Source organism: Schaalia suimastitidis DSM 15538, from assembly GCF_000429105.1.
Lineage (GTDB): Bacteria > Actinomycetota > Actinomycetes > Actinomycetales > Actinomycetaceae > Pauljensenia > Pauljensenia suimastitidis.
Window position 1 is genome coordinate 1 of the sequence record NZ_AUBF01000013.1, and the last position, 22,540, is coordinate 22,540.

Genomic DNA, 22,540 nt, shown 5'->3' on the forward strand with positions numbered 1-22,540 from the left:
CAAGCGGATCATCCCCGCGCTGGCGGGGAAAACTATATATAGGATGCGTAAGGGTACTCCCGGCAAGGATCATCCCCGCGCTGGCGGGGAAAACGTCAGCGGTTCGTAGCTTGATGGATGCGGGCCGGGATCATCCCCGCGCTGGCGGGGAAAACCGGCAGGGTCAGTCAATTTTCAGCCCGGAGTCCGGATCATCCCCGCGCTGGCGGGGAAAACGAGGTGCGAACAGCCTCCTCAATCCCGCTGATCGGATCATCCCCGCGCTGGCGGGGAAAACACTTAATAATCAGCAATATTACATCACACTACGATCGGATCTTGGAAATCCTCGTCGGGCCTGCCGACGTTTTTCAAAATCACTCGTCCCCCTACGCCTCAGATTCACCGTCTGATTCGGCACTTGATAGGTGCCTTCTCCTTCAACACCTGGCCGAACGATGAGCGTCAATCCTTCGAAGTCAGTAGGCATCCACGGATCACCCCAGGTGAGGAACTGTAATCCTTGTTCGTTGCGAGCGCGAAATACCATGACGGCACGCCCCTCACCCATCGTCCTCGTAACTGTTTCCCACAACCGGTCTCTGACACGCGCACTTAGTTGCCCGACGAAGACTCCTGGAGAGATCTCCAACAGCCACCTGGTCACATGTCCGCGCAAACCTTCTGGTACGGAAGACAAAACCAGGACAAGCATTCGACACTACCTCTCCTGGTAGGAAACCCTTGCGGCTACTCCGCCCATTTGATCGTCCCATAAAAACAACTCATTGACAGATACGTCTTCATCGCCGTTTTCTTCGTCCTCATCTAGAAGCTCCTTGATATCTCTGACAGCTCGCTCAAGCAGGTTTGCTTCACGTATTGCATCCCGCATGCGAATACGCGCTTCCGATCCAACGCCAATTTCGTTCCCTGCAGCAGCAACGTCGAAGGCTATAGGTATAGAAAGATCAGCTTTATAAAGATCTGCGATATCGTAGACAAAAGAACGGTAATTCCCACAGTGAACGAACCCAAGTCCCGGAGAACATCCCAAGGCAACTACCACCGCATGAATCACTCCGTAAAGCGCTGAATTTGCTGCCGACAAAGCTTGATTTACCGGCGTTCCCGCATCGAAATTATCCGGATCGAATTCACGCCCATCCCATGAGACACCGGTCCTCCGTGAATGACAACGGTAAAGCCGACGCACTCGAGCTCCTTCACGCCCTCTCAGCTGTTGGAGACTTAGTTTCGAAACTTCCTCCCCCTCAAATCTCTTAAGATACATTTTTCGGGCGACAGCGAGCCGTAGTGACGGTACGCTTACTGCTCGTGCCTGTGCTTCAAGCAAACGTGAGGATCGAGCAGGTGGATTGCCGTGCGCGTAGTATCGTACGCCGTTTTCTCCCACCCAAACTGCCGTGGAACCGCTTTCTGCGAGCACGGAGATTGCGCTGTGTGTGATACGCACCCCCGGACCGATGAGTAGCACGGACAACGCCGCTGCGGGCACATGGGCAACACCTCGAGAATCGGTAACTGTAATTGCATTGGAGTCACGGTGGATGACGCAACGTTCAACATAAAGAAAGGTCAAGCGATCCCGGACCCGAACAAGATCCTTCGGGTCCGGGGGACGTACGCCTGGCAAACCGTTCATGCTCTTGCAAGTGTCATGAGACCAGCTCCATACCCTTTTGCTCGGCCTATTCCATTAGCTAACGAAGTACGCAAGCGTATAGGATCTGTCACTGTCATCAATCCTTCGAAAGTTGCCATCTGCAGGGTGACCTGACATTTATCCCGGCCATGACCTCGATCAAAACGCTCAATGCGCCTTGATACCAGATCCACCAGAAGTTGGGAGTCTTTTTCAAGATCTCCGCCTTTATGCATCCACACCGGCCAGTCCCGCTCAAGCTCACTCCCTTCGAGGATTCGGAACCCATGAGCTTCTGTGCGGTCAAGCAACCACTGACGTTGTTGCTGAACGGTGACGTGCCCAAGTGGTCTCTTTTTTCCTTGTGCGTTCAGTTGCTCAGCTTTCCGAAACACAGGGTTCACTGTGATCCGAAAACTCCACACCTGTCCCGCGACAAGGTTGTCGAGTAGTCCATCGATACGTCGAATCAACACTCCCCCTTCGGTCTCATATCCTGCCTGTTCCGCCAAGGATGCTGGATCAGGGGGCGTTGGACTGGAGATGTAGAGCGTCAAAGTGGGTGCATCTTCGCGAATTTCAGGCTTTGGATACCTTCGCACATCTAGATTTCGTCTATCGAGGCGCCAAAGAACCCTTCCCTCGCTAGCTGTCTCCAAAACACCCGGCGGAAAGCTTGCAAGCACCGCTGCATGTAATCGCTGCGGCGATGCCACAAGGTGTCGACACCCCCGTTTGTACGGGTTAAGATACACGCGTGTCAGGTACATGGAATCACCTCCATCGGATCATGTGTGTCGTTAGTTGTAACTGCTAACTCAAGACCCTCCTGATACTCTGGATTATCAACAATGATCTGTGTTTCTTCGACCAACCTTTGCCCGTACAAACGACGCTCGGAATCAAAGCTCAAAGGAACGTCTTGCAAGCTGTGCGCCGATTCGACAGCAGGAATGACTCCCTGATCAGCGATGAATCGTAGCTCCACGCGCCGTTCGCGTTTGCGTTGACGTTGGTAGAAGCGTGCTGCCTGCCATTGCACCCGTCGCGACACATCCCAAATTGTGCCGTCATGTACTTCAAGTACCAACGGCATCACTGGTGGACACGCGCGTCGACCAAGATACAGCGGGAAAACCGGGTTTTGAATTGCCCCCGCCAGCGTATCGATCAATTCGTTCGGGCCTTCAACCAAAGCGGTAAACACTGCATCAGCAATGTAATACCGTTGAGACAAAGGCATCGGAACGTCGCCTCGATGTGCCGTGTGAAAGTCACGTAGTAGTTCGCCCGGTTGGTCGACACGAACAGCCATCGTTAAAGAAGCAAGGTCCTCTATCGGATCCGTACGGCGCCGCCCCTCTGCAGCTGCGAGCAAACCAACTATCCCGCTTTTGGTCGGAAACGCTTCGGTTGTTCGCCTCGAGAAGCGGCTCGCTGCGCCCCAGGATTGCATGGGGCCAGCCAAGCGCAACACCAATACTCTTGACATTAGGCATCCCGCAGCGCAGAAGCGACTGTGCCGCCGAGTTCGACAAGGGCAACCCGTTCACCAAGTTCACTGATAGTTGCCGCACGATCAACCGTCCATGCAGTGAATGCCTTTGTTGGCGTCATTCCAGCACCTTCACGTATTCCGCTTTCAAATTGAACGAAGCGGGTTACTGCCGGCTCAACAAATCCTCTGCGATCTGCAAATACCGGATTCTCGAAGGCTCCAACGAGGTTTATTGGCCGGTCGTCACGGATTTGAACGAGTACAGCATCGGGTAGCGTATAGTTTGCAAATGTCGTGATTTTTCCTGTTGGCATAGATCGGCAGAAGGAATCAATGAAGAGTTGGACAGCCTGAAGCACGACATCATCATTACCTAGGTTTTCGCGTAGCAACCCAAGGTTTATCGTCGCATACCGGTACAGTGTTGACGAGGAAAATTCGAGCGTACCGATCATTCCGGCACCTTCATCTGCATCATCATCAGCTGCTTTAGCATCATCAACTGCAGTGTAATAGTCAAATTCTGATTCAACAGGACCCACCCCAAGCGCATGGGCGACCTGGCAGGCTGCATCCACGTTGAGACTATTTGGTTCAGCGACCATTCGACCAAAGAGTGCAATGTCAATGGAATGATCCGTATCAACAAGGTTCTTTGGTTTGAGGGCTTTAAACTCCTTTTTCACATCAGAAATATCGGAGTCTATATTTGCCACCGACAAGACTGCTTCGGCAAGATGCTCAATTTGTTTGGCCGACAAAAAGACGAGGAAGCCTGCTTCTTTTAGTTGTTCATCACTCATCTCATCCAACTTCTTCCCACGCGGAGAAGAGAGTTTAAATCCAACTTCAAGCAATGCCATTTCAGCCAATTCTGTTGCTCGATCAGCGAACGACGCGTTCTTCTCAATAATCGCTTCGCGAACAAGCTCCACGATGCGTTTAGTTCGAACACCCCGTTCAATGGACGGAAGAACCTCTTCGAACGCTTTTCGAGTAGCCCGTTTGATTGACTGGGACGAGATACGCATTCTTCGCACGCCGCCGTAAGTTGCGCTCTTCGGCGCACCATTATCATCACGATTTGGATTTGATGGAGGGAGGGTTTGAAGAATGTGGATATCGATAAACTTTGCCATTGTTATAATCCTTCCGTTTTCGTGTCAGTGTGTGGGTTCAAGTTCGTCGTTGTGTGGAGTTGTTCGAGAAAAATCACGACCCCATTGGCGTAGTACTGCGGGCCGGTAATGCGGCTTTTGCCATTGGTAAAGGTCCGCAGCAAAGCGCGCATAATCCATTGGAATGGCAGCAGATTTCATCAGGCTTATGAGCCCTCGAGCATGGATTGCAAGTGCCTCAAATGTTGGCGCAGCAATCATGGCACACAAACGTTTATACGCCGGATGATCCTCCTGAATGTCATGAGTGCCTTGAAGTGCAAGGCTCCGTACGGCACTTCCAATAGTGCGCGGACGATCCCACTGTCGGTGCATGTCGCTTGCGTGGGAACCTTGGTGCAACGCCCACAAGGTTAGCGCCGTATGAACTGCACGTTCCCCATGGGTTGCTTCAAGTTGACGCATAGAAGATTCATCGTTTGAGTTCTCGAGCGTGTAGGTCCAGATTTCTGGAATAGAACCGACCTCTTTCCCGATTGCCGAGCGAAGATATGCCCTAGCGGCACGAGCAGAAGGAGTGCTCCCCCTGAGTCTCCTTGTGATCATCGTATGAACCCGAAATGACACTTCTTTCGCGTTACCTAGGTCGCCTCGGGAGCGTTCAACATCTAATTTCTCTTGCGACTGCGAAACTTGACTTGTGTTGATCATTGTGCTCCTCCTTTCATCTGATCACATACGGGCATGATTTTGTTGAGCGCAGCATTGAAGTAGTTTTCAGCAATCGCGCTGCTGATATAGCCGCGATTGGTCTTTCTGCCGCGTATCGCACTAGACGCTACGCCTTCTATAAGGCTGCTTGCGACCTTCCATGCAATTTGTCTCGCAATTTTCCGCCATTTGGTTTCTTCAGTGATAAGCGTGCTGTGAGTTCCAAGTGCCGACACCCATTGCCGGAAGGGGTTGTCGATGCGTGCAAAGAACAGTTCACGTGCTCGATCCCTTGACCCGTCTCCCGCGCCATCGCCATCTTCACCCGCTGCGCGTGCAAGATTTGCCGCAAGGAAACCAACCGCTTGAGCAAGCTCTTCCGTTGCGCGTAGTTGTCTATCGACAAGTCCAACTAGATGTTCACTTGACTCTTTGAGAAGTACAGATGGCAAGATCATTTCATCGTGGTAAATATCATTGACCACTGTCTCCTTAGAACGGTAATCCATACCAATGGCTTCAATCTTCAGTCGCATTGGATACCGCCCTGGTGTAGCAGTGTACCTCGAGTGAAATTGAAGTGTTGCAGACCGCAAAAACCTTTGTTGAGGTTGTTTGGTGAGTCCATCGACTGTGTCACTGCTTGGCAAAATACTTGGAAGACTCCTCCAAAATGCACGACCAGGCTCATGCTTGCGAGGCATGTACGTTTCAACTTTATGCTTTTTGGACTGTGGTAGAGAATAGCGCCACAGGCTCAAAGGCTCGCAGAGATGCATATTTTGTGGGCCAAGTTTGTCACCTTGAGCGAGCAATACACCGGTGACGCCAGAACGATCTCCGTAAAGACGTACCCGTCGTGAATGCCACGTGAGCAGACGCGGGATACCAATACCACTTGGCTCTGGCTTGCCATCGATCGAATAATCTCGCCTATGAGCTGTCTCAGGCTCTTCCGCTTCCCACGTACACGCACTGGCTGAAGAATCTGGCGACGGCCCTCGAAGGTAGCCAAAATCGTGAGGAATCAGGTTAAGAACGAGTGTCTCATTGAGCTTTTCGCCTCTTAGCCAAACGGTTCCCGTTTGACCACACCAAGCAGGTCCGATGGGAAACCCTTTCCCTTCCTTGATGTCACTGTCACCAAGGGCACCAGAACGGATACCTGACGGATCGTATGCGTGCGCGTGGAGCAACCATATTGCAGCTTCATCAGGGGAAATTGAAGCGATAGCACGCCCGTGTCTAGTTGTGAAAAAGGGTTTCCCGTTAGGCACATCGACGATAATTTTCTCCAGTCCGGAAACAGTTCCCTTTTCTGTACGCAGATCGTGTACCTGCATGAAAGGAAACAGCCCGCCAAAGAGGAAAAAGCGATCACGCCAGCGGTCCAAATATTCCAGAATATTGCCGGTTGGAAGTCCCTCTTCCCACACACGCTCCCATTCTTCGGCATCGCGAACAGCGATCACTCGGTAGCAAATCGCTAATAGCATTCGCTGAACTGCTATCTTTTGCGTGGGTAGTTCACAGGCGAGGTCCACGATCTGTTTCGACCGCTCAAATATCGCCTTTATTCCAAGTTTCTCTATTGTTCCATCATCAAGAAAAACAGGAATCCAGGGTTCATCAAGCAGGTTATAGTCTGGCATGCTCATCCTTCCAACACCTCCAATCCTTTCTCAGGTGTGTAAACCAAACGACGTCCATACAACTCTGCCTCCAATCGTGTTGAAAACTCATCGACGCGGTACATTGGAAGTACTAATTCACCTCGAAGAAGAGGGTGCTCCAAGAACTTCCATGTTCTCGCTATTTCATGGTCCCAGATAGCACCCACAACTGCGTCCACGCAATCGTCTATCGATTCAACTTTGTTCCTAAACTGCCATGGCGGTAGAGACACACCCCATCGACATATTTCGCGGACCAAATCTGCAGGCGGAAATACAGAAGTGTCAAACGGCACCGCGAGTCCGTCATCGTGGCGGCGCCAAGGCGGGTGAATGGCAACGCCTCCACTCGCAGCATCGACAGGCACAATCAGTACAGGGATTTGGTCCTCACTGTCACGGACCGCTGCCTGAGCTTTCACTCCAGCCTTATTGACTTCACCGTCACCTGTCGCATTATTTCCCGCAAATTTGGTGAGCAAGTGGGCACTTGTCCACGTCGGCATACTCACTTCATTCAAACAATGAGAGTTGGCTTTCGCAATCGCCTGCTGCGTTTTATCTACTAATTCTTGCGCAGCCGCGTCCATCACACCCTGCCATTCGTCAGGTCCTACGCGGCAAGATGAATAGGCCCGTTGTGTGAGCGTCTCGAAATCAGCGATTTTCTCAACCACGATGCCTTCAGGATTCTCGGAAAGAATTGCGAGGAATCGGAGGACCTTGTGCGCGCCGTACACTGCGTCCGTTCCCCGGTCGTAGCACCACGGCACAGCATCTGTCTCTGCAAGTATGTAGCACTGAGGTCGTTCGCACCCAATAGGTCTGTTTTTGCGCTGATGACGGTGAAGGCGTCCGATTCGCTGAAGCACAAGGTCCATCGGGGCTGGATCAGTCACCATGACGTCGAAGTCCACATCAAGACTTTGTTCGATCACCTGGGTAGATACCACCACGTGACCATTCGTTGGTCGCGCACCGTCTCTGCCGAATCGTTGGAGCAGATCGAGGTCTTTCGTTACCCGATCGCAAGAAAGGAACCTTGAGTGCATGAGCGTCACTCGCTCGGTACCCATCCGTTCACACACTGCTGCGTAGGTTTCTTGCGCACTTTTTACAGTATTTCGAATGACTACGGCGCAAGCACCGTTATTGACTTTGTCTTCCAAAATATCGACTAGCGACTCCACTGAAGTGCCGCCCGCCAAGCGAATGTACTTAGGAGTGTGCGTTTCAACGCCTGCTGTTTGCTCTGTCTCCGCAATGCTCCCGTTCTCATGAAGCCATGTAATTGATGGGTATCCGGAAGGCAACTCCGGAGTAGCCTCGGCCGAGGATCCTACGCGACCGCTCTGATAAGCAGCGAGCAATTCAACTTTTCGTTCGTGAGGCAGCGTCGCCGACAACAGCACGACCGGCACACGATACATCCCCAACCAAGTGAGCGCACCTTTGAGGTAGGTCTGCATGTATGTGTCTGCAGCGTGCACCTCATCAATGATGACGACTTTGCCCATGAGGCCCAAGTGCCGAACGAGCACGTGACGAGCCTTTAGTGAGGTGAGGAGAATTTGATCGATTGTTCCGATAACAACTGGGGATAGGGTTGCACGCCAGCGACCCGCCATCCATGCACTCGCATGGAGACCTTTCTTATACTTCACTTCATCTTCGTCGTAGATCTGCACTGGTGAACGACCCGAGTCGAGCAATTTGACGAAGCTTTCATTAAGTAGATTTTTCCCGTGGGCGAGGTGTAGATCGATCCTCTGCGGTAGCTCGTGAAGCAGCGACGCTAGCCACTTCCTCGAACGTTCATACATCGCGTCAGTAGTTGCTTGAGTTGGCAAAGCGACCATTACACCTTGCAAGTGCCTTTGTCGCATGATTTCTTCGGCGACCATAAATGCGAGTTCCGTTTTTCCTGAACCTGGAGGTGCCTCGACGATCATCATGTCCGGATTGCACTCGCGAGCGATTTCAACGGCCCTTATCTGTGTGCAGGTTGGTGTGACCTCCTCACCCCAACCAAAACGGTCTCGATACGCCTCCTTGGCATCTGAAACCTCGGTGACCGGCACTTTTAGTGGCGTCGGCATGTCGGCATATCGCCATCCGGTGGCCACACGTTCTTTTTGTTCAGCGTCCGTTAGCGGTTGATGTCGTTCATCGCAGGACAGCAGTGGAAACCACGTTTCATTTGATGCGATCCAGTCGGCCATGACGATTGCCGAGGCGTAGGCAGCGGCCGACGCAATCGGCAGTTTGGGTAAGTCTGTCCCTGAGCACTCGGTTATGGGAAATCCGCTGCGGCAGGCCATCCACCTTACGACCTCCTGACGAGCATTATCCCAACGAGGTTCCTGCGTTTTTGAGCCAAAACCAAATGAATACGTGCTGTGAGCAACCGTCATCTGATCGACGTTTGGATAACGTCCATGATGGACCGCTGCTGTCGCCGCCCATTGTTCAGCGCGAGAAAGATGTCCACCTCCTGCGGTTATAGCCTCAATAATCGCAAAATGGCTTGCATAGCCATGCGGGAGGTCTTTCCGATTCGGCAAGTCACGACGCTCAGGCACCTCAATGCCGAGGTCACGTACGAATTGCGCGAGAGGTGAGTGCTGGCAACAGAACTCCAGCGAAATCTTTCCAACATCGTGAACACCGGCGAAAAATATCAAGCTTGTTCGAGCTTTTTTCTGATCGCCTTCCCAAGGTAACGCCAATAGATCTCTATGATGTTGAGACAAGTATCGATCGAATAGTAACCCTGCAACATCAGAGGCATCCATGAGGTGTTGGTAGACGGGCAGCCATACGTTTTGACCGCTACCGCCACTTTTTGCCCAAAATGATTGAGCTAGCGGCGTTAAATCGCTGCCGGTGAGTGCGTCATTCGGGATCGGAAACGTTGGCGCGGGAAGCTGCTGAACGTTTACTCTTGGCGCAATGTTCAGCGGGGCATCATTGCTTGCGCGTGCCATACTGTTCCTCCCGCCATCGGGTGTGACAACGCACCCATTTTATGGAAGAGTCCTCCCCCAATGTGCGCAAATGAGGGTTTATTACGTTGGATTAGAATTTCCATCGCTCGCCTTTGATGTGGCAATAATGCTGTAAATATTCTTCGCAAATGCCTCGCTATGCGAACGACGAAAAAGTGTTGACGGACCACTTCGCATGAGGTCAAGCAAAAACCGTCGAAGCACCGCATTTAGATACTGACTCTCAAGAAGTTCTGATACCTTTCCCAACGGAAGTATCACCGTATCCGTGGTACAAAGGTTGTATTGGGCTTGAAAAACCTCCCCACCCAATCGATAAACACGGCGTAGGGCACTCCTGCTTTCTCGGGTTTTTGAACCAGAACACAATGCTGACGCAGGAAAATTAACGCATGTGTAGTAGGTGTGAATCTCGTTACCACGAACGATCGCAGTATCATATCGTCGGGGGAAATAAAGAACTTCAAGACAGCCAACGTTTAGTGTTGCGAGACGTCCGCCTGCAGTACCAGGGTAATCACTGAGAGTCCAATATCGCCGTTCGAGGTTGACCGCCTCCGGAATGAGAGAGACCACTGCCGCTATGTCAGCAAACGTTGCCTCGGCAACCGTGCTATCGGAGGCCTCATGCCAACGCTTTTGTCCATGCCGCGATCGAGTTAACTTTAGTTCGGAACTATCGGATCCCTTGCTGGCCAAGGCGAATGTCTCCCAATCGGGGGCACACCCGCCCTGCACCCAATGTTTCTGCGTCTCTGGAGCTATCCAATGATCGAAGTCACAGGGACCTTCACCGCCGAAGTTCAGCTTCTGATTGCGAAGTTTGTGCCCTGCCGTTACGTGCTGCAGAATCAAACGTCGCTCAAGTTCATCCAATTCCCGAGCATCACAAACACAAAATGCTAAAGCAACCACATCACGCCATGGTGCGTGGTGTTTACCCCCGTGCACATGCTGAGCGAAACGTTTTTGGATATCAATACTTTGACCGACATACCAGAATCCATCTTCGAACTCAAGCACATAAACACCACACGTACCCGCCGGAACAATCGGCGCTACAGTGGGAAGTCCTTGCACTTCGAAGCGAACAAAACGCGATGCCATTCCTAATTCTCCGGCATATAAAAACTGTATTTCGTAGCCTATACGTCCATGTAAATCAACGACCCATCGGCATTGCTGTGTTGTTGGCATGCCAGTCCAACGACATGCCAACAACTCCCATTAGCGGGAACAGTAATAACAGGGGGTGTACCCCTCTATCTGTGCTTGTCTCTCTGTGTCAGGAATGAAACCAACGAGGTGTCGAGCCTGCGCGATTTCTGGAATCTGACAATTTCGAGTTTCGTTCGTCATGACGTGGTATTCAGTGGTGTTGCGATTACCCACAAGGGCATGGCCGTCAGTGGATGTGATTGCGTATTCCATGAGCGATTCCTTTCTTGAGGCATTGAACTTTGCTCAAGGAACCACTAGTCTGTAACCGCTTGAAGAGCGAGGGTCACACAGTGGCTCCTTAGGGCCCGGTGGCTGCAACCACCGGGCCCTAAACACATTTAATCACACCACTCAGAATTACGCAAGATTTTTACCCGCTTTTAAATTCACCCATAGTTACAAACTTTATTTTTTACCCCACTCGCGCGGGGACAACGTCTCTGAAGGACAAATCACCGCTAGTCACAAACGGTTCACCCCCAAAAAATGAGGAAAACGCACATCAAATTGCGCAGAGCGGGCGACGGGAATCGAACCCGCCTCTGAAGCTTGGGAAGCTTCCATTCTACCGATGAACTACGCCCGCAGATCACCGCCAGGATTGGCGACGCATTGATCATACCTACCTGTTGGTGCTCGCGCCAATCCAAGCGACGAGCTGCTTTAAACATGCGTGAACATCATGACTGTCAACAGTTAACGCCTCAGCGGAAGCCAACATCGGACAGGTTAAGCAGTCATCAGACACGATTTCCGTCAAGCGGAGTGCTCAATGAAATTAAGGCCGACGAGTGCTGCCGCCCCAGCTCACCGGCCCCGCCCGCACGCATCAAGCGGGTTAACTTTATGGCAGGCTAGACACAAACCAAGGTCAGCCGCCCGCCTGCACCATGCCACACCCGCAAGCACCATGCCGCACCCATAAGCACCATGCAGCATCTGTAGGCGCCGGGCACCGCCCGCCACACTCCAGCGCCACAGGAATTACCCGTACAATCGCCTCGTGACGAAACGACCTGTGGTGGCGGCCGCGATTCTCAATTCCTTTACCAATCCCACTCATCTGTTGTGCGCTGCACGCGCATACCCTCAGGAGCTTCGTGGCCTGTACGAGCTCCCTGGTGGAAAAATTGAGGACGGCGAGGAACCGTTGTCGGCGCTCACACGCGAAATACGTGAAGAGCTTGCTTGCACCCTCACCTTCGGCCCCGAGTTACCCACCCCCAAGGGCACGTGGTGGCCTATTCTCGGCGGTCGCGTCATGGGCGTGTGGTTGGCGACCATTTCCGAGGCGCCCGCACCACTCCCCACCGCGCCCGCACCACTCCCCACCGCGCCCGCACTACTCCCCACCGCGCCCGCACCGCTGTCTGCCGCGCCAGGGAAGTGCGACCGCGAAGTAAGGCCCCACCTCGTCACGCCCACACCGCTGTCCCGCGTCGCAACAGCGGACAATCCTATGAATGCACGCCTCACCCAGGTCACAGCGGGGGATGATTATACCGACGTGCGCCTCCCCCGCGTCGCAGCGGGGGACGATCGTGCGAACGCACACCTCCCCCACATCGCACCAGGCAGTGATCACCTGGATGTGCGCTGGCAACGCTTAGATCACCTTGAGGAACTGCCGTGGATTAGCGCAAATCTGCCGATCGTACAGGAACTACGCCGCCGCCTCGGAGAGCGACCCAAGTCACCCACCTCTTTGCGACACTTACTTGCAAATATGTCAGAATAACCCTATGCCAAAAATCCTCGGCCAGAGCTTGTCCGCACACCGTGAGCTTACCCGCACGCGCCTCTTTGCCGCGTTGCAGGAGCTCATGTCTGAAAAGCCCTTCGACGCCATCACCATGTCGATGATTGCCGCACGCGCGAAGGTTGGCCGCACCGCGGTTTACAATCATTTTGCAGATAAAGAGGTGTTGCTCCTAGCATTTATGGAGCAGACGACAACCGAGTTTACTCAATTCCTCAAGTCAGAACTTGCCGAGTACACTGACCCCGTCGATCAGCTCATGATGTATGTGCGCGCTCACCTGGAAATGACTGACCGCTACCACCTGACTGCGGGCATTAACCTACGCGAACACGTGTCCGACAATAATTCGCAACGCCTCCACCACCACGCAGACATGGTGGGCGCTATGCTGCGCACGATTGTCACCCAAGGCGTCGATTCAGGTCGCTTGCCGCAGCAGGACGTTAACATGTCAATTCCGCTTGTTCACGCGGCACTAGCCGGTCAGCGTCTTCCGTCGACACCCTCGGCACGTATGGCAGCCATCCACGCTGTTCAGATCTTTGTTTTACGAGGCCTAGGCGTCGCTGATGCGGATATCTCGGCAAGTGCCCGCCGCATCCCGCAGCCAACCCTTGTGCCGATAGACAACAGTGCTGCAACGGACGCGCAACACACGATACCGGACCGCCGTACTGCCTACATGCGCTGCCCTGTTCACCACTGACTCATACCTTAAGCGTCGACTTTCGTCCTAGAACATGAGACGTATGCCGCCCTCTCCCGCCGTGCGGGATTGTCTGACATGGTGCATCGTTGAGGTATCAGTAGTTTTTCGTCGATCAGCTACATTGGTCGGCCTTACACAAGAATAGGAGTCACCATGGCAACTGTGACACTCACTGGCGAAAACTTTGAAAAGACCGTCACCGACAATTCGATCGTTATCGTTGACTTTTGGGCAACATGGTGCGGCCCCTGCCGCCAATTCGGCCCGATTTTTGAATCAGTTTCCAACAACCACACAGATATTGTCTTCGGCAAGGTCGATACTGACGCTGAGCAGCAGCTTGCTGTGGCCGCGCAAATTCAATCAATTCCAACGCTGATGGCCTTCCGTGACGGCGTTGCTGTATTCCGCCAGTCAGGCTCTTTGCCCGCCGCAGCCCTGGAAGACCTTATTCAGCAGATTCGTGACCTTGACATGGATCAGGTCCGCGCCGAAATCGCTGGCACACAGGGCTGATAGTGATCGCTCAAGGTCGTTGATTTCGCCTATTCACGAGGCACCAAACGGCTCCGTTCCACCCGAAGTGGTGGGTCGGAGCCGTTTAGCATTACAGCATCCACGTCACGCATATCCGCACCGCATCGGGTCAACAGCACGGTCGAATCCCGACGCAGTAAGGCTGACAAGCGTATCTAGGCGTTCAGCAGTTCGGCAGCCACCACCTCGGCAAGCTGCACTGCGTTCAGCGCAGCCCCCTTGCGTAGGTTATCGCCAGACAGTACCAACACAAGACCTCGCCCACCGTCTACCGCCTGATCTGCACGGATGCGACCGACGAGGACATCGTCGCGGCCAGCAGCCTCCAACGGGGTTGGCACATCGACGAGGCGCACGCCAGGAGCGTTAGACAGTACCTCACGTGCACGGTCCGGTGTGATCGCACCAGAAAACTCCGCGTGTACCGTCATCGTGTGTCCAGTAAACACCGGGACACGGACGCATGTACCTGATACGCGCAGTTCCGGCAGGTGCAGGATACGACGTGACTCATTGCGGAGCTTTTGCTCTTCGTCTGTTTCGTCGGAGCCGTCATCAACAATGGCACCCGCTAACGGCACGACGTCAAAGGCGATGGGTGCAACATAGACTTCTGGATCAGGAAGAGACACAGCAGAACCATCTAATGCCAAGGCCGCAAGGTTCTGGCTCACGCCTGCTTCAACTTGAGAAACCAACTCTTGCACGCCCTTGACCCCAGAACCTGACACAGCCTGGTAGGAGGACACGAAGAGGCGAAGAAGGTCCCCCGCCTCGTCCATCAGCGGCTTCAGCACCGGCATCGCTGCCATCGTCGTGCAATTGGGGTTGGCAATAATGCCTTTGGGACGCTCAGCCACATCTTCAGGATTCACTTCAGAAACAACCAGCGGCACCTCCGGGTCTTTGCGCCACGCCGATGAGTTGTCTACGACGACAGCACCAGCCTGAGCAAATTTCGGCGCATATTCGCGTGATGCGGTGGCTCCAGCGGAAAACACCGCAATATCAATGCCGGAAAAGTCGGCAGTCGCCACGTCTTCAACGATGATGTCCTGCCCTTTCCAGGGCAGTGTCGTTCCGGCACTGCGCGCCGATGAGAAGAAACGCACGGTGGTAGCGGGGAAAGCACGTTCTTCTAGGAGGGTGCGCATCACGCGACCCACCTGTCCGGTTGCGCCTACGACGGCAACGGTCAGTTCACGCATACTGGGTCCTCTCTTAAACGCGGTCAGCGGCCCGTGCCACCGTACACGACAGCTTCAGATTCTGTGGCATCCAAACCGAATGCAGTGTGGACTGCTTGTACAGCCCGGTCGAGGTCTTCAAGTTTGGTGACAACAGAAATGCGGATTTCCGAGGTCGAAATAAGGTCGATATTGATACCGGCCTGTGACAATGCTCCAAAGAGGCGTGCTGACACACCTGGATTCGTGCGCATACCAGCACCGATTAGCGACAGCTTGCCAATATTAGGGTTGTAACGCAGTTCGTTAAAGCCCAGTTCTTCACGGTGTGCTTCAAGGGCTTCAAGGGTCTTTTGCGCATCCCCTTCAGGTAACGTGAAAGTGATATTAGCGTGAGACGGGTCCAGGACCGGCACGTTCTGGACGATCATGTCAATATTGGCACCCACCTCGGCCACGATGGCAAAAAGACGTGCGGCGCAGCCAGGAGTATTAGGAATATTGGTGACAGTAATCTTGTCCTGAGAGCGATCGTGGGCGATACCTGAGACAATTGGCTGTTCCATAAGGTTCTCCTGAGGGTCGGCGAGAGCAGCGTCGGGCACCAAGCCTTTGAGGTCGGGATGCGCTGGTGAGTCAGATATCCACGTACCCTCTTTTTCTGAAAATGAAGATCGCACGTGGAGCGGCACGCCATATCGGCGCGCGAATTCAACGGCACGCAGGTGCAAGATTTTTGCGCCATGTGCCGCCATTTCAAGGGTTTCTTCCTGGCTGATTGTCCGTAGGCGTTTTGCTGTGGGCACGATCCTCGGGTCAGCAGTAAATAACCCATCGACATCGGTGTAGATTTCACACACGTCCGCATTGAGTGCCGCAGCCAAAGCAACCGCTGTAGTGTCAGAGCCGCCACGGCCCAGCGTCGTCACATCGTCGTCGTCTGAAATACCTTGGAAACCGGCGACAATGGCAACCTGACCGTCGTGGATGGCCCGGGCGATACGTTCAGGCACCATGCCAACGATTTGGGCGCGTCCGTGATGGGAGTCTGTGCGAATACCCGCTTGAGCACCTGTATAGGCGGTTGCTGGAACCCCCAGTTCATTGACTGCCATCGACAGCAACGCCATCGAGATACGTTCCCCAGCGGAAAGCAGAATATCCATCTCACGCACAGGCGCCTGATCGGTAAGGGCTGCCGCCGTGTCAAGAAGCTCATCTGTCGTATCACCCATTGCTGACACGACTACAACTACTTTGTGACCCGCACGGTGTGTATCAACGACCCGCTGGGCAACACGCTTCATCGCGGCAACATCCGATACCGATGAGCCGCCATATTTTTGGACGATCAGTGCCACAGTTATCCTCTTCCCCGCACAGTGATGCGGACTCTGACCTCAATCCTAAAGATCGGCGCGATTACTGAGCAGCATGACCGCCATCCGGTCACTTTAGGAACGGTCATATGTCGATTCGCTCCACCTGATGGAAATACTTCACCCAGAATCCACATCAGTTGCATGCTCATGTGAAGTGTTCCCTACTCATCTACAGCACCGCATCTCCAGACGATGCAGTACTCACATGGTGCGGTCACCACTGAGGTCAGGAACTCTCTGTCTGACATCCTTGAAGTACATTGACCAGCGTTTTGTATTCCGCTTGTGTCACAGATAATCCCCACGCGTATTTCACACGTATTTGCGTTGTCACGTAGTCGCAGCGAAACGACCGATTGGGCGGAAGCCATTGGTCAGCGCTGGCACGACCTTTGTCCTGATTCGTTTGTCCATCCACGGCCAGGAGGTTCGCAGGGTCATTGGCAAAACGTTCTCTGGTTGCGCTGTCCCATTGCCATGCGCCCGAATACCAGGCGTCAGCGAGTGCAACGACGTGGTCAATCTGCACCAGGTCCGAGGTGCCGTCACCTCGTTGAAATTCGACAATCCGTCCTTGATAGGGTTCTGCGAGCGTACCTGAAAGCACCACGCAGTTATTCGTCCCTTCTTTGAAGGTCGGTCGTGACAGATCTCGTGCAAGGATGTCATTGCGCGTATCACAGCCATTACGGTCAGTATCGGCCCATCGTTGCCCGAAAACTTCCCGATCATAGTCAGGAATATTCCCAGCTTCGTCATTCCCACGCACCGTTAATGCGCGCAGCATCGTCGTCACCTCACTTTGTGCAAGGCCATCGTCGCTGCCATCCCCGCTATTTTCAGGCGTGCCTTGCCCAACGCTCGCACGAAAGGCCTGCCATATCGCACCAAGATCCGCGCCATGGGTCGACCACACACCAGTGACAGCAATGCACACGATGGCAACGACACCCCATGCAAATAGCGCACCGACGAGGCGCCGTGCACGGCCGCGGCCCTGTCTGCGCCGATACTTCCCCACTGGCATTCACCTCCAATGCTGATATTGTCGCAGGAGGCTCCCACAGCTGCGTCCGGTCTGTGTTTCACTGTGGATAAGGGCCTCGACCGCTTCACACACCGCCTGACGTGCGCCATGAGCGAATGCGATAAACAAGCATCGCCCGTGCCTTCACTTCCTCACCCACTGCTCCGCACTCGGCATAGCCCCACCTTCAACGTTGCGTAACGCTCATCTCAGGCGCGCGGCGCGGACAGATATCAGTGCGCGAATTGCTTCAACCACCACTGCCGGATAAAGAACAGCGCAATAACAACGACCGTTAAGCCACCCATAGCAAGTAACTGTCCTCGGCCAGCCTCAGTCGTCGCCATCAACACACCCAAAGCAGCAAGACATACCAACACCACCCAGGGCAGCACGGGCCAGCCCGGCATACGGATTGAAAGCGCACCTGCCTGCTCAAGCTGCGGACGCAAACGCATCTGTGCAACGATGATGAATACCCACACCACCAGCAGAATCATGCCAATGGCGTTAATAAGGATCCCCAAAAGCACATCAGGTAGCCACCAGTTCAATGCCACCGATACCAAGGACAAGGCAATTGACACCGACACAGCGCGACGCGGCGTGCGCCCATGCGACATGTCACCAGCGGCAGCCTCCCCCGCCACCACAGCACCCAGGCCAGATTCTGCGCTAGAACGCCGCACCACCTCGGGAATAATCGCATCCTTACCCAGCAGCCAGCGCATACCCATATTGCGCGCAGACAGACTGTAAGCCAGGCGCGACGACGAGTAAATAATTGCTGAAAAAGCGCTCACCAGGGCAATGAAAACGATGACTTCCATAATGAGGCCCACATTCGGCACGCCCGCCATGTCCAGAACCGTTGCAAGTGGGGTCCCCCGCATCTGTTCAGAGTTCCACGGCAAGAGACACACTAGCAACGCAACCGTGCCGACGTAGAAGATGAGGATGCGCCAAATCACCGACCGGATGGCACGGGATATCGCCGTACGTGCATCTTCTGCCTCTGCGGCAGCAATGGTGACCACTTCGATACCACCAAAAGAAGTAATTACCGCCAAAATACCCACCGCAATACCGGTCAGCCCATTGGGAATCCAACCCCCATGCCCCAAAACCGTGTCGGCAATAGGGGCCTCACGTCCAGGAATAATGCCAGTCAGCAAGCCGACGGCAATGACAAGGAAAGCGATAATCGCAAAGACTTTAATCCCTGCAAGCCACGCCTCAACCTCACCAAAATCGCCGGCCGCAAGGAGGTTAACTCCACCAAAAACCACCACAATAGCTAAAGCCACACTCCACTGTGGAACGGCGGGGAACCATTTGACAAAGATTTCTGCCGCGCCCGTGATTTCCATGCCGAGCACCATCATCAGCATGAACCAGTACAGCCATCCGACTGTAAAGCCCGCCCAGCGGCCAATACCTGCCTGCGCATATGTCGAAAATGAGCCCGTTGATGGCAGGGCCGCGGCCATTTCTGCCAGAGCGTACATGACCGACACAGCGATAAAGGCCGCCAAACCGTAGGAAATCAACACAGCTGGGCCCGCCTCGTAAATCGCCTGACCGGTACCCAGGAAGAAGCCTGCACCGATGGCAGTGCCCAAGGCCATCATCGACAGGTGACGGGTTTTGAATCGACGAGGCGCCAAGTTCTGTTTCTCGTGCGCGGCACCTGCAGGTGCCTCAACGTGACTGGTGCTCACGAAAATATTCCTTCGAGTATGGGATAGGCCGTAGTACGTGGCAGCGGTGCTATTAAGGCTGCCGACGCATAAGGCTACACCCAGTGGGCACACCGACGGCAATTAGTTAATACAGTGAACATTGAGCTTTATCTCTTTGCCCCACTGAGCTTATTTACGGCGCTGTTCAAAAAGCCTTTTCATATATTCGGGTGTGAGCTCCCACCCGGTATGTTTGGGCAGTTGCCAACGCCGCCAATGCGCTAAAACCGTAAAACTTGAACCAACGATAGTGGCAACCAACATCCCGATTGTGGGGAGCCCAAAATGCCAGAAGGCCACCATCACCAAAGCAGAAACCAAGGCGGGCGTGGCGTATAGGTTATTACCGCCAAAGACCTGCGGCACTGAGCCGGAGGAAATATCGCGGATCATGCCACCACCCACGGCAGTCATAATGCCGAGCATAATGGCGGGCATCCACGCAAAACCGGCCTCAAGGGTTTTTACTGCACCTGTTGCCGCCCAACACCCTAAGACAATGCCATCGGCAAGTATTAAAGCGATGCGCCACGGACGGGAATCTAATTTCCACAGCATCGCGATGGCCGCGCCGATAAGTGCCGTACCCAGGTAGAACGGGTCGGTGAGTGCCACCGGTGGGCCAACCTGTAAAAGCACGTCACGGACCATGCCGCCAGCTAATGCGGACATAATGGCCAGCACTGCGAAACCGACCGCGTCAAAACCTTTTACGCGGGCCAGACGTCCACCAAGAATCCCGTTGAGGAGCACACCGACAAGGTCGATCACTCGGAACAGGTCCGGCAGTGTTTCATTCAGCGTGTTGAGGAGACCGTGCAGCACGGTTCATATTGTCACCCATAGCTGTTGCGTGAGGGAAATAAAGAAAGGCGTGCGGGAATTAAGCAGCAGCGTGAGGGAAATACTAGGCGGCTTGGACACCAAAAAGGCTACCCAACGCATAGGTCACCAGTGCCGCCCCATAACCAATCGCTAGCTGCCGCATGGCTCGCGGCAATGGCGCCTGCCCGGACAAGACACCCACGACCCCACCAGTGAACATCAAGGCAATCCCCACGGTGGCAGCCGAGATCCCGATGGCCATTAGTCCGCTCACACCAAAGAAATATGGCAGCAGCGGAACGAGGGCTCCTACAGCGAAGAAAAGGAATGACGAGGCCGCGGCCCGCCACGGGGTGCCGATTTCTTCCGCTGCGCCCTGTGCCCGTTCGCCACCGTCACCGAGTGCGGCTCGTACAGCAATGACACCTGAGTCAGTTGAAGTTGGGGTCATCACGCGCGCAAATACGGCATCCGCGTGGGCTTGTGCTTCTTGTGGGCTTTCGCCTCGTGCACGGAAAACTAATGCGAGTTCGTTGGCGTTAACGTCGAGATGTGTCACGCTTCTGTGGGCCTCCGGGTCCGGCACTGAAGCATCGAGCAGTTCACGCTGGCTTTGCACCGACACCCATTCGCCTGCTGCCATTGACAGTGCACCAGCGAGCAGGCCAGCGATACCGGTAACGAGTACGAGGCGCGTGTCCAGTCCTGTGGCCGCCACACCAAGGACCAGGGCGAGGTTGGAGACAAGACCGTCGTTGGCACCAAAGACGGCGGCGCGGAAGGTGCCCGCGAGCGCTTGCCGTGATCGTGCGGTAAGGCCTCGTACGACTTCGCCGTGGATATGTTCGTCGGCGGCCATTTGCGCAGTAGCGTCGTCGTCCGCATCGTAAGTGGAACGTTGTTCTGCGCGTTGCGCCATGGCAAGAATGAAGATCGTGCCAAACGTGCGGGCAAGCGCTGCCGATAGGCGCGCTCCCAGGGAAGGACGGGGTGCTGGTAGCGCCTTGTCGCCAAGGAGGTTCAGCCAGTGTTCTTCATGGCGCCTCTCAGCTTCAGCCAACGCCAATAGCACGTCACGTTCTTCACCTACTCGGCGTTCAGCAAGTGCCCGGTAGGTTCGTGCTTCCATGCGTTCTTCAGCGAGGTGGCGTCGCCATCGGCGAATTTGTGCAGGCGTTGGGTCTGGACGTGCCTGTTGATGTGGCGCTGATTGGGAAGGCACCGATTGGTGTGGCGCTGACGAGGTATTCACTTGGCTGTTGGTGGTGTCGGGCGACTGGTCGGCACCTCGTGACTGGTGGCTTCAACGGTCTGTCCCTGCGGTGCGACACCGAAGAGACGTTCTTTGACGGCGTCAGCCACTTTGTCGGTGACACGTTCACCCTGGTCGCGAACGATTTCGGATATTTTTTCGCCCGCGCGGTCAAGGGGTGCTGCCACTATGGGCACCTGGCGGAGGCGTGAGGCGCCCTGGCGGATACGTTCGTACTGTTCACGTCCGGCGCGACTTCCCAGGACGTAGCCGATACCCAGGCCAACAATAATTCCGAACTTAGTGCCCATATTTCCTCCGCGTCCGCGAAACGGTGCTTTACTGGCCTCTACCTTAGTCGCCTTGGCGCGCCTTGACATCAGGGCCTGACACTTTTCGTGTCACATTGCCTCATTGCGCGATTACCACTTTCGCCAAGGTCACCAAGCCGATAGGTTGTATAGGTGAGTGACGTACGTATTGTGACACCGCGTGGGGCTACCCTGTGTGGTTCTTTCGTGAACCCTGTGGATTCGGCAGATGCGGCGGTGCTCTTCTCGCATTCTTTCCTGGCCAACCGTCATTCTGGTGAGCATTTTGCCCGTCTTGCTGCCGCTTATCGAGGCGCGGGTTACGCGACGCTGGAGTTCGACTATTCGGGGCACGGGTCCAGTGATGATGCGATTATCACGCGTGAGGCGCAGGTGGAGGATTTGCGTTCTGCGTCTGGATGGCTGGCGGATCAGGGGTTTTCTCGGCAACTGATCCACGGGCATTCTTACGGTGCTCTTGTAGCGTTGGCTGCGCGGCCTGCTGCTGCGCGGGCAATGGTCTTGTCTTCCCCCGTATTAGGGCCACGTACCTATCAGTGGGAGGAAATTTTCTCTGCAGTCCAGCTTGATGAGTTGGAGCAACATGGGGTGACTACGGTGCCGGATGATCTTCCGGGCAATCGACAACATTTCACTATCTCCAAGCAGACGCTGATTGATTTGTCGATGGTTGACGGCAACGCGTTAGTCTCTGGCGTTTCGTGCCCGCTGTTGGTTATCCACGACGCTGACGATGTGGACACGGAGTTAACGCTGGTCACGCAGGATGTTTTTGCTTCCATGCCGGATGGGTCGCGAGTCGATATCGTCCACGATGCACGTTTTGCTCTTGGAGAAAGTCCCGAGGCGTTGGCTGGCCCAGCATTGACCTGGGCTAAGCAGTGGGTGCCGGTCCGCCGCTAAGACACGGT

General features: G+C 54.5%; 21 protein-coding genes, 1 tRNA gene and 1 CRISPR repeat array. Of the genes, 4 read left to right on the plus strand and 18 right to left on the minus strand.

Annotated features, from left to right (window positions below; translation table 11 throughout):
• Nucleotides 1-5 precede the first annotated feature (5 nt).
• A CRISPR array of direct repeats spans nt 6-277; the repeat unit is 28 nt; unit sequence GGATCATCCCCGCGCTGGCGGGGAAAAC.
• Between the two features lie 18 nt (nt 278-295).
• The 11 genes from cas2e to G438_RS0106725 all read right to left on the minus strand — a co-directional run bounded on the left by cas2e (nt 296) and on the right by G438_RS0106725 (nt 11,460).
• The gene (cas2e, locus tag G438_RS0106675; RefSeq protein ID WP_026460646.1) at nt 296-694 is read right to left on the minus strand and encodes a type I-E CRISPR-associated endoribonuclease Cas2e; all 399 of its coding nucleotides are present in this window, start codon (nt 692-694) and stop codon (nt 296-298) included.
• Between the two features lie 6 nt (nt 695-700).
• Complete coding sequence (gene cas1e, locus G438_RS0106680; protein ID WP_026460647.1) at nt 701-1,645, minus strand: type I-E CRISPR-associated endonuclease Cas1e; 945 nt, start codon at nt 1,643-1,645, stop codon at nt 701-703.
• A complete protein-coding gene (gene cas6e / locus G438_RS0106685) occupies nt 1,642-2,415 on the minus strand; it encodes a type I-E CRISPR-associated protein Cas6/Cse3/CasE (RefSeq protein WP_026460648.1) in 774 nt (257 codons plus the stop codon). Before cas6e ends, cas1e begins: the two co-directional genes overlap by 4 nt.
• On the minus strand, nt 2,406-3,137 hold the full coding sequence (gene cas5e / locus G438_RS0106690) for a type I-E CRISPR-associated protein Cas5/CasD (protein WP_026460649.1): 732 nt from the start codon (nt 3,135-3,137) through the stop codon (nt 2,406-2,408). The genes cas6e and cas5e overlap by 10 nt, the downstream gene beginning before the upstream one ends.
• Nucleotides 3,137-4,282, minus strand: a complete 1,146-nt coding sequence (gene cas7e / locus G438_RS0106695; RefSeq protein ID WP_026460650.1) for a type I-E CRISPR-associated protein Cas7/Cse4/CasC — start codon at nt 4,280-4,282, stop codon at nt 3,137-3,139. The genes cas5e and cas7e overlap by 1 nt, the downstream gene beginning before the upstream one ends.
• A gap of 24 nt (nt 4,283-4,306) precedes the next feature.
• A complete protein-coding gene (gene casB / locus G438_RS12030) occupies nt 4,307-4,972 on the minus strand; it encodes a type I-E CRISPR-associated protein Cse2/CasB (RefSeq protein ID WP_051259386.1) in 666 nt (221 codons plus the stop codon).
• On the minus strand, nt 4,969-6,630 hold the full coding sequence (gene casA, locus G438_RS0106705; RefSeq protein ID WP_026460651.1) for a type I-E CRISPR-associated protein Cse1/CasA: 1,662 nt from the start codon (nt 6,628-6,630) through the stop codon (nt 4,969-4,971). The genes casB and casA overlap by 4 nt, the downstream gene beginning before the upstream one ends.
• Nucleotides 6,627-9,632 (minus strand): CRISPR-associated helicase Cas3', encoded by a 3,006-nt coding sequence (gene cas3 / locus G438_RS0106710; RefSeq protein ID WP_034285591.1) that lies wholly within the window; start codon nt 9,630-9,632, stop codon nt 6,627-6,629. The genes casA and cas3 overlap by 4 nt, the downstream gene beginning before the upstream one ends.
• Nucleotides 9,633-9,713: 81 nt before the next feature.
• Nucleotides 9,714-10,850, minus strand: coding sequence for a GIY-YIG nuclease family protein (locus G438_RS12035; RefSeq protein ID WP_131245820.1), 1,137 nt, complete (start codon nt 10,848-10,850; stop codon nt 9,714-9,716).
• A gap of 30 nt (nt 10,851-10,880) precedes the next feature.
• Nucleotides 10,881-11,084 carry a hypothetical protein gene (locus G438_RS12575; RefSeq protein ID WP_034285594.1) on the minus strand — a complete coding sequence of 68 codons (204 nt, stop codon included), beginning with the start codon at nt 11,082-11,084 and terminating at the stop codon, nt 10,881-10,883.
• A gap of 305 nt (nt 11,085-11,389) precedes the next feature.
• Nucleotides 11,390-11,460: transfer RNA gene (locus G438_RS0106725), tRNA-Gly, on the minus strand.
• A 417-nt stretch (nt 11,461-11,877) separates the two neighbouring features.
• On the opposite strand from G438_RS0106725, the gene G438_RS12740 reads away from it, so the two are divergent.
• From G438_RS12740 to trxA, 3 genes are all read left to right on the plus strand, one after another.
• Nucleotides 11,878-12,612, plus strand: coding sequence for an NUDIX domain-containing protein (locus tag G438_RS12740; protein WP_084403180.1), 735 nt, complete (start codon nt 11,878-11,880; stop codon nt 12,610-12,612).
• 4 nt (nt 12,613-12,616) lie between these two features.
• The gene (locus G438_RS0106735) at nt 12,617-13,342 is read left to right on the plus strand and encodes a TetR/AcrR family transcriptional regulator (RefSeq protein ID WP_026460654.1); all 726 of its coding nucleotides are present in this window, start codon (nt 12,617-12,619) and stop codon (nt 13,340-13,342) included.
• 156 nt (nt 13,343-13,498) lie between these two features.
• The gene (gene trxA / locus G438_RS0106740; RefSeq protein ID WP_026460655.1) at nt 13,499-13,861 is read left to right on the plus strand and encodes a thioredoxin; all 363 of its coding nucleotides are present in this window, start codon (nt 13,499-13,501) and stop codon (nt 13,859-13,861) included.
• Nucleotides 13,862-14,037: 176 nt separating this feature from the next.
• Here the strand turns inward: trxA and G438_RS0106745 are convergent, their stop codons facing one another.
• The 7 genes from G438_RS0106745 to G438_RS0106775 all read right to left on the minus strand — a co-directional run bounded on the left by G438_RS0106745 (nt 14,038) and on the right by G438_RS0106775 (nt 21,608).
• Nucleotides 14,038-15,090 carry an aspartate-semialdehyde dehydrogenase gene (locus G438_RS0106745; RefSeq protein WP_026460656.1) on the minus strand — a complete coding sequence of 351 codons (1,053 nt, stop codon included), beginning with the start codon at nt 15,088-15,090 and terminating at the stop codon, nt 14,038-14,040.
• A 23-nt stretch (nt 15,091-15,113) separates the two neighbouring features.
• Nucleotides 15,114-16,430 (minus strand): aspartate kinase, encoded by a 1,317-nt coding sequence (locus G438_RS0106750; protein ID WP_026460657.1) that lies wholly within the window; start codon nt 16,428-16,430, stop codon nt 15,114-15,116.
• A gap of 247 nt (nt 16,431-16,677) precedes the next feature.
• Complete coding sequence (locus G438_RS0106755) at nt 16,678-17,391, minus strand: HNH endonuclease family protein (RefSeq protein ID WP_420804721.1); 714 nt, start codon at nt 17,389-17,391, stop codon at nt 16,678-16,680.
• A gap of 320 nt (nt 17,392-17,711) precedes the next feature.
• Nucleotides 17,712-19,109: an amino acid permease gene (locus G438_RS0106760; RefSeq protein WP_026460659.1), complete on the minus strand. Its 1,398-nt coding sequence runs from the start codon at nt 19,107-19,109 to the stop codon at nt 17,712-17,714.
• A 240-nt stretch (nt 19,110-19,349) separates the two neighbouring features.
• Nucleotides 19,350-20,042, minus strand: coding sequence for a trimeric intracellular cation channel family protein (locus G438_RS0106765; RefSeq protein WP_026460660.1), 693 nt, complete (start codon nt 20,040-20,042; stop codon nt 19,350-19,352).
• 85 nt (nt 20,043-20,127) lie between these two features.
• On the minus strand, nt 20,128-21,174 hold the full coding sequence (locus G438_RS0106770; RefSeq protein ID WP_131245827.1) for a VIT1/CCC1 transporter family protein: 1,047 nt from the start codon (nt 21,172-21,174) through the stop codon (nt 20,128-20,130).
• Nucleotides 21,175-21,293: 119 nt separating this feature from the next.
• The gene (locus G438_RS0106775; RefSeq protein ID WP_026460662.1) at nt 21,294-21,608 is read right to left on the minus strand and encodes a YtxH domain-containing protein; all 315 of its coding nucleotides are present in this window, start codon (nt 21,606-21,608) and stop codon (nt 21,294-21,296) included.
• Nucleotides 21,609-21,761: 153 nt separating this feature from the next.
• On the opposite strand from G438_RS0106775, the gene G438_RS0106780 reads away from it, so the two are divergent.
• Complete coding sequence (locus G438_RS0106780; RefSeq protein ID WP_026460663.1) at nt 21,762-22,532, plus strand: alpha/beta fold hydrolase; 771 nt, start codon at nt 21,762-21,764, stop codon at nt 22,530-22,532.
• The last annotated feature ends 8 nt before the right edge of the window (nt 22,533-22,540 follow it).